Source organism: Pantoea agglomerans (genome assembly GCF_021397715.1).
Taxonomy (GTDB): Bacteria; Pseudomonadota; Gammaproteobacteria; order Enterobacterales; family Enterobacteriaceae; genus Pantoea; species Pantoea astica.
In genome coordinates this window covers 2,998,305-3,012,755 of record NZ_CP090207.1, presented here as the reverse complement: position 1 = coordinate 3,012,755, position 14,451 = coordinate 2,998,305, and the positions used below count along the sequence as shown (strand labels likewise).

General features: G+C 57.5%; 13 protein-coding genes. 12 read left to right on the top strand and 1 reads right to left on the bottom strand.

The window, feature by feature from the left end; genetic code table 11:
- Positions 1–93: 93 nt before the first annotated feature.
- The 7 genes from pxpB to nei are packed head-to-tail and all read left to right on the top strand — an operon-like array spanning position 94 to position 5,654.
- Positions 94–750 (top strand): 5-oxoprolinase subunit PxpB, encoded by a 657-nt coding sequence (pxpB, locus tag LZU96_RS14255; protein WP_233984897.1) that lies wholly within the window; start codon positions 94–96, stop codon positions 748–750.
- Complete coding sequence (gene pxpC / locus LZU96_RS14250; RefSeq protein ID WP_233984896.1) at positions 744–1,676, top strand: 5-oxoprolinase subunit PxpC; 933 nt, start codon at positions 744–746, stop codon at positions 1,674–1,676. Before pxpB ends, pxpC begins: the two co-directional genes overlap by 7 nt.
- Positions 1,666–2,403: a 5-oxoprolinase subunit PxpA gene (gene pxpA / locus LZU96_RS14245; RefSeq protein WP_233984895.1), complete on the top strand. Its 738-nt coding sequence runs from the start codon at positions 1,666–1,668 to the stop codon at positions 2,401–2,403. Before pxpC ends, pxpA begins: the two co-directional genes overlap by 11 nt.
- Before the next feature lie 52 nt (positions 2,404–2,455).
- Positions 2,456–3,184: a DUF969 domain-containing protein gene (locus tag LZU96_RS14240; protein ID WP_233984894.1), complete on the top strand. Its 729-nt coding sequence runs from the start codon at positions 2,456–2,458 to the stop codon at positions 3,182–3,184.
- Positions 3,181–4,200, top strand: a complete 1,020-nt coding sequence (locus tag LZU96_RS14235; RefSeq protein ID WP_233984893.1) for a DUF979 domain-containing protein — start codon at positions 3,181–3,183, stop codon at positions 4,198–4,200. Before LZU96_RS14240 ends, LZU96_RS14235 begins: the two co-directional genes overlap by 4 nt.
- 6 nt (positions 4,201–4,206) lie before the next feature.
- A complete protein-coding gene (gene pcp / locus LZU96_RS14230; RefSeq protein WP_233984892.1) occupies positions 4,207–4,854 on the top strand; it encodes a pyroglutamyl-peptidase I in 648 nt (215 codons plus the stop codon).
- Positions 4,855–4,865: 11 nt separating this feature from the next.
- The gene (nei, locus tag LZU96_RS14225) at positions 4,866–5,654 is read left to right on the top strand and encodes an endonuclease VIII (RefSeq protein WP_233984891.1); all 789 of its coding nucleotides are present in this window, start codon (positions 4,866–4,868) and stop codon (positions 5,652–5,654) included.
- 631 nt (positions 5,655–6,285) lie between these two features.
- Here the strand turns inward: nei and LZU96_RS14220 are convergent.
- A complete protein-coding gene (locus LZU96_RS14220) occupies positions 6,286–7,569 on the bottom strand; it encodes a citrate synthase (protein ID WP_233984890.1) in 1,284 nt (427 codons plus the stop codon).
- A gap of 632 nt (positions 7,570–8,201) precedes the next feature.
- Between LZU96_RS14220 and sdhC the strand changes: the two genes are divergently transcribed.
- From sdhC to sucA, 5 genes are all read left to right on the top strand, one after another.
- On the top strand, positions 8,202–8,591 hold the full coding sequence (sdhC, locus tag LZU96_RS14215; protein WP_046288454.1) for a succinate dehydrogenase cytochrome b556 subunit: 390 nt from the start codon (positions 8,202–8,204) through the stop codon (positions 8,589–8,591).
- Entirely contained in the window at positions 8,585–8,932 is a 348-nt protein-coding gene (gene sdhD, locus LZU96_RS14210; protein WP_233984889.1) for a succinate dehydrogenase membrane anchor subunit, read from the top strand. Before sdhC ends, sdhD begins: the two co-directional genes overlap by 7 nt.
- Complete coding sequence (sdhA, locus tag LZU96_RS14205; protein WP_233984888.1) at positions 8,933–10,699, top strand: succinate dehydrogenase flavoprotein subunit; 1,767 nt, start codon at positions 8,933–8,935, stop codon at positions 10,697–10,699.
- 14 nt (positions 10,700–10,713) lie between these two features.
- Positions 10,714–11,430, top strand: coding sequence for a succinate dehydrogenase iron-sulfur subunit (locus tag LZU96_RS14200; RefSeq protein ID WP_233988207.1), 717 nt, complete (start codon positions 10,714–10,716; stop codon positions 11,428–11,430).
- 205 nt (positions 11,431–11,635) lie between these two features.
- Positions 11,636–14,443, top strand: a complete 2,808-nt coding sequence (sucA, locus tag LZU96_RS14195; protein ID WP_233984887.1) for a 2-oxoglutarate dehydrogenase E1 component — start codon at positions 11,636–11,638, stop codon at positions 14,441–14,443.
- The last annotated feature ends 8 nt before the right edge of the window (positions 14,444–14,451 follow it).

The following is a 14,451-nucleotide window of genomic DNA, read 5'->3' as shown; positions in this document are numbered from 1 at the left end:
ATAACTATTTGCTTTGAGTAGATAAGCAAACGGCTGAGCCGTGCGCCTGAATGTTTCTGGCGCGCCGGATTTCAGCTTAACGGGAGGTCGCTGTTGCAACGAGCACGTTGTTATTTACTGGGTGAGCGCGCGGTGGTGCTGGAGCTTGAACCCCCGATATCGCTGGCCAGCCAGCAACGAATCTGGGGACTGAATCAGCGCCTGCAGGCGTTCGGGAGCGTGCTGGAGGTGATCCCCGGCATGAACAACATCACCCTGATACTGCGTGATCCGCAGCAGAGCGCGCTGGACGCCATTGAGCGTTTACAGCGCTGGTGGGAGGAGAGTGAAGCGCAGTTGCCAGCGTCGCGTCAGGTTGATATTCCGGTGATCTATGGCGGCGAAGCGGGTCCGGACCTGGCGGTGGTGGCGGAGCAGGCCTCGCTCTCGGTCAGTCAGGTAGTTGAGCTGCACAGCAGCAGCGAATATGTGGTCTATTTTATCGGTTTCCAGCCCGGCTTCCCCTATCTGGGTGGGCTTGATCCGCGCCTGCATACGCCACGGCGGGCAGAGCCACGGGTCTCAGTACCCGCGGGCTCGGTGGGTATCGGCGGCAGCCAGACCGGTGTTTATCCGCTGGCGTCACCGGGCGGCTGGCAGTTAATCGGTCAGACGCCCATCGCGCTGTTCGATCCGCTGCAACAACCGCCGACGTTACTGCGTCCCGGCGATACCGTGCGCTTTGTACCGCAAAAGGAGGGCGTATGTTGAGGATTCTGCGGGCCGGACTGGCAGCGACGATTCAGGATGCGGGCCGTCACGGCTGGCGACAGTATGGCATCAGCCTCGGTGGGGTGCTGGATCAGCCCGCCATGACCACCGCTAACTTGCTGGTGGGTAATTCCCCTGATAGCGCGGTGGTGGAGATGGTGCTGGGCCAGTTCAAAGCGGAATTTACCCGCGCAGGCTGGTTTGCGCTGACCGGCGCAGGCTGTAACGCCGAGCTGGACGGTAAGCCGGTGTGGACCGGCTGGCGTACCCCGGTTAAAAAAGGGCAGGTGCTGTCACTGGCGATGCCGGTGCGCGGGATGCGCAGTTATCTGGCGGTGCAGGGTGGCTTCGATCTGCCTGAAATGCTCGGTTCATTCAGCACCGATCTGAAAGCCGGATTTGGCGGTTTCCACGGACGTAAACTGCAGGATGGCGACTGTCTGCCGCTCGGGAAACCGACCCGCCAGTTTTCGCGCAAGGCGGGCGTGCGGCAACTGCTGTGGGGCAACCGCATCCGGGCGCTGCCTGGGCCGGAATATCACGAATTTAGTCGCGAGGCGCAGCAGGCATTCTGGCGCACCGCGTGGAAACTCAGCCCGCAAAGCAACCGGATGGGTTACCGGCTGGAGGGGCGTCAGCTCAACCGGGAAACCTCGCGCGAACTGCTGTCGCACGGTCTGGTGCCTGGCGTGGTGCAGGTGCCGCCTAACGGTCAGCCGATCGTGCTGATGGCGGATGCCCAGACCACCGGCGGCTATCCGCGTATCGCCTGTATCATTGAGGCCGATCTCTATCACCTGGCGCAAATCCGCCTGGGTGAACCGATTCACTTTATTCATTGCACCTTGCCGGAGGCGATGCAGGCGCGTCAGCATCAGCAACGGGCGCTGGATCAGATGGTATGGGGACTCGCTGATGAAGATTGATTTAAATGCCGATCTGGGCGAAGGCTGCGACAGCGATCGCGCACTGCTGCAACTGGTCAGCTCCGCTAACATCGCCTGTGGCTTTCACGCCGGTGATGCACAGACCATGCTGCAATCGGTGCGCTGGGCGCAGGCGGCGGGTGTGGCCATTGGGGCGCATCCGGCTTTCCCCGATCGCGAGAACTTTGGCCGTAGCGCGATGCAGTTGCCGCCGGAAACGGTCTACGCCCAGATGATCTATCAGATTGGGGCGCTGAAAAGTCTGGCAGAAAGCGAAGGCGCGCGGCTGGTGCATGTTAAGCCGCACGGTATGCTCTACAACCAGGCGGCGGCAGACGCGGTGCTGGCTGATGCCATTGCCCGCGCGATCAAGGCAGTGGACAGCCAGCTGATTATGGTTGGACTGGCGGGCAGCGAATCGATTCGGGCGGCGGCGCACTACGGTCTGCGTACCCGTGAAGAGGTGTTTGCTGACCGCGGTTACCTCAGCAGCGGAGCGCTGGTGCCGCGCAGTCAGCCCGGTGCGCTGATTGAGGATGAACAGCAGGCGATTGATCAAACGCTGAATATGGTACAGCAGGGCAGAGTACAGAGTATCAGCGGGGAATGGGTCGCGGTTAAGGCGCAAACCGTCTGCCTGCATGGCGACGGTGCACATGCGCTGCAGTTTGCCCGGCGACTGCGTGATGCTTTTGCCGCTCAGCAAATCTGCGTCACCAGCGCCTGAAATACTTTTAGCCCGGCTCTATCCGGGCTTTTTCATACTCTAAGGGGAAAAGATGGATAGCGTGGTAACTCTCTGGCCGCTGCTTGGCATTGCAGCCATTATCATCGGCTTCGTATTACGTTTTAATCCGGTACTGGTGGTGATTGTCGCCGGTTTCGTCACTGGTTTAGCGGCCATGATGCCGCTAGCCGATATTCTGGAAAAGCTCGGTTCAGGCTTTCTTAACACTCGTAACCTGCCGCTGATTCTGTTGCTGCCGCTGGCGGTCATTGGTCTGCTGGAACGTCACGGTCTGAAAGAGCGGGCGCAGGCGTGGATCGCCCAGATTAAGACGGCTACCGCCGGACGTCTGCTGATCGTCTATCTGCTGGTGCGCGAACTGACTGCAGCGCTGGGGCTGACCAGCCTCGGCGGGCATCCGCAGATGGTGCGCCCGCTGCTGGCACCGATGGCGGAAGGGGCCACGGAAAATCGCTACGGTGACGTCTCGCCAGAGGTGCGCCATCGCCTGCGCGCCATGTCAGCGGCCACCGATAACGTCGGCCTGTTCTTTGGCGAGGATATTTTTGTCGCCTTTGGCGCCATCATCTTCATGCACAACTTTATGCAGGAGTCGGCCGGGATCCAGACCGAACCGCTGCATATCGCCCTGTGGGGCATCCCGACCGCTGTGGCCGCCTTTCTGATCCACTCGGCCCGTCTGGTGCGGCTGGATCGTCGCCTGGCGCGTGAGTTACAGACGCTGAACGGTCAGGCATTGAAAGCCAAAGGAGGGCAGTGATGTTTCAGCAACAATATCTGATGTGGCTGGCAGGCCTGATCCTGCTGGTGGTGGCCGTTCTTTCCTGGGGCGATCGCGCCAATCCGCGCCGCGTGACCACCGGTCTGTTCTGGGCGCTGTATGGACTGATTTTTCTGGTCGGCGACTGGACCACGCACCTGATGACGCAGTGGATGGGATCGGCGGCAGCCGGCACCCGAATGCTGAACATTGGCGTCGGCGTCGCGGTGGTGGTGATGGCCTTGATCGCTGGCTTAGGCGGCGTGAAGCTGGGCCGCTATCATCAGCGCACTGATGAAGAAAAACAGGCCAGCGCGCTGCGACTGCGCAATAAACTGTTCCTGCCAGCGCTGGCGATCCCGGTGGTGACGGTGGCAGGCGTGCTGGCTTTTAACCATATTCCAGGCTTACAGGAGTGGGTGTTTGGTCCCGGTAACCATGCGACGCTGGTAACGCTGTTTTCGATGATGATCGGCTGCCTGATCGGCTGGCTGGTGGCGCTGAAACTGACTCATGAGAAACCGGTGCAGTCGATGCAGGAGACGCGACGGCTGCTCGATGCGATCGGCTGGGCGTTTATTCTGCCGCAAATCCTCGCCACCCTCGGCCTGTTGTTTACCACGGCTGGGGTCGGCAGTGCGATTTCTCATCTGACGGAAACGTATCTGGCGGTGGACAGCCGCTTTATCGCGGTGGCGGTTTATGCCGGCGGTATGGCGCTGCTGACCATGGTGATGGGTAACGCCTTTGCTGCGTTTCCGATTATCACCGCTGGCGTGGGCATCCCGATTCTGGTGCTGCAGCACGGCGGCAACCCGGCGGTGATGGCCGCCATCGGGATGTTCTCCGGTTACTGCGGCACGCTGATGACGCCGATGGCGGCTAACTTTAACATCGTCCCGGCGGCGCTGCTGGAGTTGCCGGACCGTAACGCGGTGATCAAAGCTCAGGTCCCGACCGGTGTGCTACTGTTAATCGTTAACATTTTCCTGCTCTATTTCCTGATGTTCCTGTGAGGCTGAATGAAAACTGTCCTGATGACCGCCTTTGAACCCTTTGGCGGTGAAAGCATTAACCCCTCGTGGGAAGCGGTCAGTGCGCTGGAAGGCAAAGAGATTGCTGGCGCGCGGATCGTTATCCGTCAGCTGCCGGTGGTCTTTTCTGACGTGCTGGATGTGCTTTACCAGGCGCTGGATGAGGTAAAACCGGATGCGATTCTGTCGGTCGGGCAAGCGGGCGGGCGCAGCGACATTACCGTTGAACGCATCGGTATTAACGTTGATGACGCGCGTATCCCCGATAATGCCGGCCGTCAGCCGGTGGATGAAGCGATTGTCGCGGATGGCCCGGCGGCCTATTTCTCGCGTCTGCCGATCAAGGCGATTGTCGCCGCACTGCGTGAGGCGGGGATTCCCGCCTCGGTCTCCCAGACTGCCGGCACCTTTACCTGCAACCGGGTGATGTATGGCCTGCTGCACTGGCTGGCACAGCAGGAGACGCCGGTGCGCGGCGGTTTCATCCACATTCCTTATCTGCCGGAACAGGCGGCGCAGCATCCGGGCGCGCCGAGCATGTCGGCCGCGAATGTGATTCAGGCGCTGGAGATTGCGGTCCGGATCACGCTGGAAACCGCTGAGGATCTGAAACTGGCTGGCGGCGCCACCCATTAAGAGGATTCACCATGCCTGAAGGACCAGAGATTCGCCGGGTGGCGGATCAGCTTGAAACAGCGATTGTTGGCCAGCCGTTAACCGAGGCGTGGTTTGCCTTTCCCGAACTGAAAACCTATGAACCGGCGCTGATGGGCGAACAGGTAGAGGCGATTGAGACGCGCGGCAAGGCGTTGCTGACACATTTCAGCAACGGTCTGACGCTCTACAGCCATAATCAGCTGTATGGCGTCTGGCGCATTGTGACACCGGAAACGGTATTACAGACCACCCGGCAGCTACGGGTGCGGCTGGCCACGGCCAGTCAGGCGATTCTGCTGTATAGCGCGTCAGATATTGAACTACTGAATGCCGACACGCTGGCCGCGCACCCGTTTCTTAACCGCATCGGGCCGGATGTGCTCAACAGTGCGCTGACATGGGATGAGGTGAAGCTGCGGCTGCTGTCACCGCGTTTCCGGCGGCGTCAGTTCAGTGGGCTGTTGCTCGATCAGGCTTTTCTGGCCGGGCTGGGCAATTACCTGCGCGCTGAGATCCTCTGGCTGGCGCAGTTGCTGCCGCATCACCGGGCGCAGGAGCTGAACGAGGATCAGCTGACTGCATTCAGCGAGGCGCTGTTATCCGTGCCGCGCCACGCCTATCGAATGCGTGGCACCATGAAGAAATATCACCACGAGGCGGCGTTTCAGTTTGAGGTGTTTCACCGGCAGGGCAAGAAATGCCGGCGCTGTGGCACGGTGATTGAGAAGGGCACGCTTTCATCACGCCCTTTTTACTGGTGTCCGGGCTGTCAGCACTGAATGCCTGACGGTGACATTAAAAAAACGGGGCCAGATGGCCTGATGCTCGTCAGTTAATCGACAGGTGATAACGCAGTCTGGTGCCGCTCAGGGGCTGCCGGTCCTCGCGCCGCTGCGCGGTACCTTCACTTCATTCCTCTGCCTGACGGACCGCCGGGGATGGCACATCCTGTGCCGCCCCGCCTTTCGCCCGCGTCCTGCGGGCTCTCCTGGCTAATGTTCAGCGCTGCGGATTGCCTGCCCCTGATCGCCCCCCGCCTGCTCTGAAACTTCAGTGCGTGCTGTTAAAAAGGGCACGATAGTGGAGGCCTGAGCGCCTCTGCTGCTGAAAGGGCTATCCGCAGCGCTGAGGCGTGACGTTGAGCCAGAAGTCCACGCCGGGAAGCGTGGAGAGTTCGGGGCCGGCCAGGGAAGGCCGATCCCCGAACGGTTCGTCGGCACGACGTCAAAGCCGAAGGAACCGCGCAGCGGCGCGAGGACGGCCCGGCAGCAGCAGAGGTGCTCAGGCCCGCACTCCGGCACGCTCGCGCAGAAAAAAAGCTGCCACGTGACCGTGACAGCTTTTGCAAATTTAACCTTAACTGACAAGCATCAGGCCAGATGGCCCCGTTTTTGTGTTGGGAAATAACGTTTATTTGTCCAGCTGCGAGTTAAATTCGCGCTCGGTATAACCGGTGTAGAGCTGACGTGGACGGGCAATTTTCATCCCTTCGTCGTGCATCTCTTTCCAGTGTGCAATCCAGCCAACGGTACGCGCCATCGCGAAGATCACGGTAAACATGGATGACGGGATACCCATCGCTTTCAGAATAATGCCAGAGTAGAAATCGACGTTTGGATAGAGTTTGCGCTCAATAAAGTACGGGTCGTTCAGCGCAATGTGTTCCAGCTCCATCGCCACTTCCAGCAGATCGTCCTTCATACCCAGCTCATTCAGCACTTCATGGCAGGTATCGCGCATCACGGTCGCGCGCGGATCGTAGTTCTTGTAAACCCGGTGACCAAAGCCCATCAGGCGGAAGGAGTCATTTTTATCTTTGGCACGCTTCACAAATTCAGGAATGTGCTCAACGGTGCTGATCTCTTCCAGCATACGCAGCGTAGCTTCGTTCGCGCCGCCGTGCGCCGGTCCCCACAGGGAGGCGATGCCCGCCGCGATGCAGGCAAATGGATTCGCGCCAGAAGAACCAGCGGTACGCACGGTCGAGGTTGAGGCGTTCTGCTCATGGTCAGCATGCAGGATCAGGATACGGTCCATGGCGCGTTCCAGTACCGGGTTAACCTTGTACTCTTCGCACGGCGTGGCGAACATCATGTGCAGGAAGTTACCGGCATAAGAGAGGTCATTACGCGGATAAACGAACGGCTGGCCGATGGAGTATTTGTAGCACATCGCGGCCATGGTCGGCATTTTGGAAAGCAGGCGGAACGCGGCGATTTCGCGGTGACGCTCAATGTTTACGTCCAGCGAATCGTGGTAAAACGCCGCCAGTGCGCCGGTCACACCACACATCACCGCCATCGGATGCGAATCACGACGGAAACCGTGGAACAGACGGGTGATCTGCTCATGAATCATGGTATGACGGGTAACGGTGGTACGAAATTCTTCAAACTGCTTCTGATTTGGCGCTTCGCCATTCAGCAGGATGTAGCACACTTCCAGATAGTTAGAGTGGGTCGCCAGCTGGGCGATCGGGAAGCCGCGGTGCAACAGGATACCTTCATCACCATCAATAAAGGTGATTTTTGATTCGCAGGATGCGGTAGAGGTGAAACCCGGATCGAAGGTAAAGAGTCCACTGGAGCCGAGGGCGCGGACATCAACCACATCCTGGCCCAGCGTGCCTTGCAGCACATCCAGTTCAACGGACGTTTCATCTTGTAGGGTTAGCGTCACTTTTTTATCTGTCATTTTCGTCTCCATAGCGCCTTAGGCAGGTAAAGATCTTTAGACACCTGAAACGCGTTCATGTTGCGGTTGGCAAAACTTCACAGCATCACTCTGCTGTCTTATAGCTGGTGCAGGGTACAGAGTGAGAGGCGCGTTCCCAGCAGGAACCGTAGAGCCATGGACATGCTGCATATCGCGGTTGTTAAAGATCCGGTCAGGACATAACTTCTTGGTAACCAATAACCTGATGCTTTTTAATGCTTACGTTCGCAATGTTACATAACTTGCGCTTAGGGGAAAGTGTATCCCCATAACTTTTGTGCATCATAGGAATTTGTAGCGTTAGTTTGTAACTGAATTGTTGAACTATTGTCAAATCAGATAATTAAAATTGTATCATTTGTGAAAATCGTGAGTAGGATCACTGTTCCACCTAAAATTTACCAAAGAGTTTGTAGGGGAATTGTAATCAGAATGTGATCCTCCTATACTCCAGCCAGGTCTCCGGAACACCCTGACACCAGGAGCCACCCAGCGTTTCTACCGCGTCAATTAACACTGGATGTTGCTTTTTTGGTGACGGTTAAAGTCTGCCACGCGTTGTGATTAGACTCCGCCTCAGGTCCGGAGGAAGCAAAATAAAAAAGAGCTGTGTGGGCAAAACCGTGAAAAAACAAAGACCTGTCAACTTGGATCTCTCGACGATCCGGTTTCCCGTTACTGCAATATCGTCCATTCTTCACCGCGTCTCCGGCGTAATCACATTGGTTGCCCTTGGCATCCTGCTGTGGCTGCTCGGTCTCTCTCTCTCCTCTCCGGAAGGTTTCCAGCACGCTGCAACCATCATGGATGGCTTCTTCGCGAAGTTCATCATGTGGGGCATTTTAACGGCGCTGGCCTATCACGCGGTGAGCGGGATTCGTCATATGTTGATGGATTTTGGTTATCTGGCTGAAACCCTGCAGGTGGGTAAACGTTCGGCTTATATGACTTTTGTGATCACTGTCGTGCTGGCAATTCTGGCGGGAGTCCTCGTATGGTAAGCAATGCATCCGCGTTGGGTCGCAACGGCATTCAGGACTGGCTGCTGCTGCGGGCAACGTCAATTCTGATTACGCTCTACATCGTCTATATCCTCGGTTTTGTGGTGATGACAGACACGCTGACGTATGAGCTGTGGCGTGGCTTCTTCGCTTCCGCATTCACCAAAGTGTTCACCCTGCTGACGCTGTTTTCCATTCTGATCCACGGCTGGATCGGTATGTGGCAGGTGTTGACTGACTACGTCAAACCACTGGCAACCCGTCTGTTGTTGCAGTTTGTGATTGTGGTGGCGCTGTTGTGGTATGCGATCTATGGATTTGTTGTGGTGTGGGGTGTGTAAATGAGTTTGCCAATCAGAGAGTTTGATGCCGTGGTGATCGGCGCAGGTGGCGCAGGAATGCGAGCCGCACTGCAAATCTCCCAGGCCGGCCAGAGCTGTGCCCTGTTATCCAAAGTTTTCCCGACCCGTTCCCACACCGTATCTGCGCAGGGCGGTATTACCGTCGCGCTGGGTAATACCCATGAAGATAACTGGGAATGGCACATGTACGACACCGTCAAAGGCTCCGACTATATCGGTGACCAGGACGCGATTGAATATATGTGTAAAACCGGCCCGGAAGCGATTCTGGAGCTGGAGCACATGGGTCTGCCGTTCTCGCGTCTGGATGATGGCCGTGTCTATCAGCGTCCGTTTGGTGGTCAGTCGAAGAACTTCGGCGGCGAGCAGGCGGCACGTACCGCGGCGGCAGCGGACCGTACCGGTCACGCCCTGCTGCACACGCTCTACCAGCAGAACCTGAAAAATAAGACCACTATCTTTTCTGAGTGGTATGCGCTGGATCTGGTGAAAAATGCCGACGGCGCCGTGGTTGGCTGTACCGCGATTTGTATCGAAACCGGTGAAACCGTTTACTTCAAAGCCAAAGCTACCGTGCTGGCCACTGGCGGCGCGGGGCGTATCTACCAGTCCACCACCAATGCGCACATCAACACCGGTGACGGTGTCGGCATGGCGCTGCGCGCCGGCGTACCGGTGCAGGATATGGAGATGTGGCAGTTCCACCCAACCGGCATCGCCGGCGCTGGTGTGCTGGTGACCGAAGGCTGCCGTGGTGAAGGCGGTTATCTGCTGAATAAACATGGCGAGCGCTTCATGGAGCGTTATGCGCCGAATGCCAAAGATCTGGCGGGCCGTGACGTAGTTGCGCGCTCGATGATGATCGAAATCCGTGAAGGTCGCGGCTGCGATGGTCCGTGGGGCCCGCACATTAAACTGAAGCTCGATCACCTGGGTAAAGAGGTGCTGGAGTCACGTCTGCCAGGCATTCTTGAGCTGTCGCGCACCTTTGCTCATGCTGACCCGATTAAAGAGCCGATCCCGGTAATTCCGACCTGTCACTACATGATGGGCGGCATTCCAACCAAAGTGACCGGACAGGCACTGCGGGTGAATGAGCAGGGCGAAGACGTGGTGATTCCAGGGCTGTTTGCGGTGGGCGAAATCGCCTGCGTATCGGTTCACGGTGCCAACCGACTGGGCGGCAACTCGCTGCTCGACCTGGTGGTCTTTGGCCGTGCGGCCGGTCTGCATCTGCTGGAAAGCATTCAGGAGCAGGGCGATCTGCGTGATGCCTCTGAAGATGAAATTGATGCGGCGATGGCGCGCTTCAACCGCTGGGAAAACAACACCACCGGTGAAGACCCGGTTGAGATTCGTAAAGCACTGCAGCGTTGCATGCAGAATAACTTCTCGGTCTTCCGTGAAGGCGATGCCATGGCGCAGGGCCTGGAAGAGCTGAAAGTGATTCGTGAACGCCTGAAATCGGCGCGTCTGGATGATCGCTCACCGGACTTCAACACCCAGCGTATTGAGTGTCTGGAACTGGATAACCTGATGGAGACGGCGTTTGCCACGGCGGTGGCGGCTAACTATCGCACCGAGAGCCGCGGTGCACATAGTCGCTTCGACTTCCCGGATCGTGATGATGAAAACTGGCTGTGCCACAGTCTTTATGTCCCGGAAACCGAGAGCATGACGCGCCGTGAGGTGAACATGCAGCCGAAACTGCGCGCGGCCTTCCCGCCGAAAGTGCGTACCTACTAATTTCGGAGACGATGATGAGACTCGAGTTTTCAATTTATCGCTACAATCCAGAGGTCGATGACAAACCGCGGATGCAGGAGTACAGCCTGGAAGCGGAAGATGGTCGCGACATGATGTTGCTGGATGCGCTGATCCGTCTGAAAGAGAAAGATCCGACGCTGGCGTTTCGTCGCTCCTGCCGTGAAGGTGTGTGCGGCTCTGACGGCCTCAACATGAACGGTAAAAACGGTCTGGCCTGTATCACGCCAGTCTCGGCGTTAGGCAACGGTAAACAGAAAATTGTTATCCGTCCGCTGCCCGGTTTACCGGTGGTGCGTGACCTGGTGGTAGACATGAGCCAGTTTTATGCACAATATGAGAAAATTAAGCCTTTCCTGTTGAATAATGGGGAAAATCCGCCGGCACGCGAGCATCTGCAATCGCCGGATGAGCGCGAGCATCTGGACGGATTATACGAATGTATTCTCTGTGCCTGTTGTTCAACCTCATGCCCATCGTTCTGGTGGAATCCGGAGAAGTTTATCGGACCTGCTGGCCTGCTGGCCGCGTACCGCTTCCTGATCGACAGCCGCGACACCGAAACCGATGCGCGTCTCGACAATCTGAACGACGCTTTCAGTGTATTCCGCTGTCACAGCATTATGAACTGTGTGAGCGTATGCCCGAAAGGGCTGAACCCGACGCGCGCCATCGGCCACATTAAGTCGATGCTGCTGCAACGCGGGGCATAAGCACCACACCATCCGGGAACCTCAGGTTCCCGGTGGTTTACGGAAGCCTCTGTAAGCGCGGTCTGGTACTACGTTTACAAAGGTTCCCTTACGGGCCACGCGCGCGCTGCGCACAGTGCTCGTATCGCTGAACTCACTACGGCAAACCGCGAAAGCGGCAACAAATGAAACCTCAAAAAAGCATAGCAATGCTTAAGGGATCACAATGCAGAACAGCGCGATGAAGCCCTGGCTGGACTCCTCCTGGCTGGCCGGCGCGAACCAGTCTTACATAGAGCAACTCTATGAGGATTTCCTGACCGATCCTGACTCTGTCGATGCAGTGTGGCGCTCGATGTTCCAACAGTTACCGGGCACCGGAATGAAACCTGAGCAGTTTCACTCCACCACACGTGAGTACTTCCGTCGCCTGGCGAAAGACGCATCTCGTTACACCTCATCTGTCTCCGATCCAGAAACCAACTCCAAGCAAGTGAAAGTGCTGCAGCTGATTAACGCGTTCCGTTTCCGCGGCCATCAGCACGCCAATCTCGATCCGCTCGGCCTGTGGAAGCAGGATCGGGTTGCCGATCTGGACCCGGCTTTTCACGATCTGACCGACGCCGATTTTCAGGAAAGCTTTAACGTAGGTTCGTTTGCCATCGGCAAAGAGACCATGAAGCTGGCCGATCTGTTCGAGGCGCTGACCCAGACTTACTGTGGCTCGATTGGTGCGGAGTATATGCACATCAATAACACCGACGAGAAACGCTGGATTCAGCAGCGTCTTGAATCGGCGGTGGGCCATGCGTCATTCAGCAGCGAAGAGAAAAAAGGTTTCCTGAAAGAGCTGACCGCGGCAGAAGGTCTGGAAAAATATCTCGGGGCTAAATTCCCGGGCGCCAAACGCTTCTCGCTGGAAGGCGGCGATGCGCTGGTGCCGATGCTGCGCGAAATGATTCGCCATGCCGGTAAAAGCGGTACCCGTGAAGTGGTACTGGGTATGGCGCACCGTGGTCGTCTCAACGTTCTGATCAACGTGCTGGGTAAAAAGCCGCAGGATCTGTTCGACGAGTTCGCCGGTAAGCATAAAGAGCACCTCGGTACCGGTGACGTGAAGTACCACATGGGCTTCTCGTCTGACGTCGAAACCGAAGGCGGCCTGGTCCACCTGGCGCTGGCGTTTAACCCATCGCACCTGGAGATCGTCAGCCCGGTGGTGATGGGGTCAGTGCGTGCCCGTCTGGATCGTCTGGAAGAGCCAAGCAGCAACAAAGTGTTACCGATCACCATTCACGGTGATGCCGCTGTGATCGGCCAGGGCGTGGTGCAGGAAACCCTGAACATGTCCCAGGCGCGCGGTTACGAAGTGGGCGGTACCGTTCGCATCGTGATCAACAACCAGGTTGGCTTCACCACCTCCAACCCGAAAGATGCGCGCTCAACGCCTTATTGCACCGACATCGGCAAAATGGTGCTGGCACCGATTTTCCACGTCAATGCGGATGATCCGGAAGCGGTGGCGTTTGTTACCCGTCTGGCGCTCGATTATCGCAACACCTTTAAACGTGATGTGTTTATCGATCTGGTCTGCTATCGCCGTCATGGTCACAACGAAGCCGATGAGCCGAGTGCGACCCAGCCGCTGATGTACCAGAAAATCAAAAAGCATCCGACGCCGCGTAAAATCTACGCTGACCGTCTGGAGAGCGAAGGGGTAGCCACTCAGGAAGATGCGACCGAGATGGTCAATCTCTACCGCGATGCGCTGGATGCCGGCGAATGCGTGGTGCCGGAATGGCGTCCGATGAGCCTGCACTCCTTTACCTGGTCGCCTTACCTCAACCACGAGTGGGATGAGCCATATCCGGCCCAGGTCGACATGAAACGTCTGAAGGAACTGGCGCTGCGTATCAGCCAGGTGCCGGAAGAGGTAGAAGTCCAGTCACGCGTCGCCAAGATCTACAACGATCGCCGACTGATGGCCGAAGGTGAAAAAGCCTTTGACTGGGGCGGCGCGGAAAACCTGGCCTATGCCACGCTGGTAGATGAAGGTATCCCGGTTCGCCTGTCGGGCGAAGATACCGGTCGCGGTACCTTCTTCCACCGTCACGCAGTGGTCCACAACCAGGCGAACGGCTCAACCTATACCCCGCTGCACCATGTGCACAGTGGTCAGGGCCAGTTCAAAGTCTGGGACTCCGTGCTGTCAGAAGAGGCGGTGCTGGCGTTTGAATATGGTTATGCCACTGCAGAACCGCGTATCCTGACCATCTGGGAAGCGCAGTTTGGTGACTTCGCCAACGGTGCCCAGGTGGTGATCGACCAGTTCATCAGCTCCGGTGAGCAGAAATGGGGCCGGATGTGTGGCCTGGTGATGCTGCTGCCGCACGGCTATGAAGGTCAGGGTCCTGAGCACTCCTCAGCACGCCTTGAGCGCTATCTGCAACTCTGCGCTGAGCAGAACATGCAGGTCTGCGTGCCGTCTACGCCAGCGCAGGTTTATCACATGCTGCGTCGTCAGGCGCTGCGCGGAATGCGTCGTCCACTGATTGTGATGTCACCGAAATCGCTGCTGCGTCATCCGCTGGCGATCTCCACGCTGGATGAACTGGCTAACGGCAGCTTCAAACCGGCGATTGGCGAAATCGACGATCTCGATCCGCAGGGCGTGAAACGCGTGGTGTTGTGCTCCGGTAAAGTCTATTACGACCTGCTGGAACAGCGCCGTAAAAATGAGCAGACCGATGTGGCTATCGTGCGCATCGAGCAGCTCTATCCGTTCCCGCATCAAGCGGTACAGGAAGCTTTAAAAGCGTATTCCCACGTGCAGGATTTTGTCTGGTGTCAGGAAGAGCCACTGAATCAGGGTGCATGGTACTGCAGTCAGCACCATTTCCGCGAAGTCGTGCCGTTTGGCGCCACCTTGCGTTATGCAGGCCGTCCGGCATCCGCTTCACCGGCCGTGGGTTACATGTCCGTACACCAAAAACAGCAGCAAGACCTGGTTAATGACGCGCTGAACGTTAATTAATTAAAAGG

Coding starts and splice junctions, on each gene's coding strand:
- nei (WP_233984891.1), top strand. CDS start 4,866: ATGCCTGAAGGACCAGAGATTCGCCGGGTGGCGGATCAGCTTGAAACA.
- LZU96_RS14200 (WP_233988207.1), top strand. CDS start 10,714: ATGAGACTCGAGTTTTCAATTTATCGCTACAATCCAGAGGTCGATGAC.
- pxpC (WP_233984896.1), top strand. CDS start 744: ATGTTGAGGATTCTGCGGGCCGGACTGGCAGCGACGATTCAGGATGCG.
- sdhA (WP_233984888.1), top strand. CDS start 8,933: ATGAGTTTGCCAATCAGAGAGTTTGATGCCGTGGTGATCGGCGCAGGT.
- pxpA (WP_233984895.1), top strand. CDS start 1,666: ATGAAGATTGATTTAAATGCCGATCTGGGCGAAGGCTGCGACAGCGAT.
- LZU96_RS14220 (WP_233984890.1), bottom strand. CDS start 7,569: ATGACAGATAAAAAAGTGACGCTAACCCTACAAGATGAAACGTCCGTT.
- sucA (WP_233984887.1), top strand. CDS start 11,636: ATGCAGAACAGCGCGATGAAGCCCTGGCTGGACTCCTCCTGGCTGGCC.
- LZU96_RS14240 (WP_233984894.1), top strand. CDS start 2,456: ATGGATAGCGTGGTAACTCTCTGGCCGCTGCTTGGCATTGCAGCCATT.
- sdhD (WP_233984889.1), top strand. CDS start 8,585: ATGGTAAGCAATGCATCCGCGTTGGGTCGCAACGGCATTCAGGACTGG.
- pcp (WP_233984892.1), top strand. CDS start 4,207: ATGAAAACTGTCCTGATGACCGCCTTTGAACCCTTTGGCGGTGAAAGC.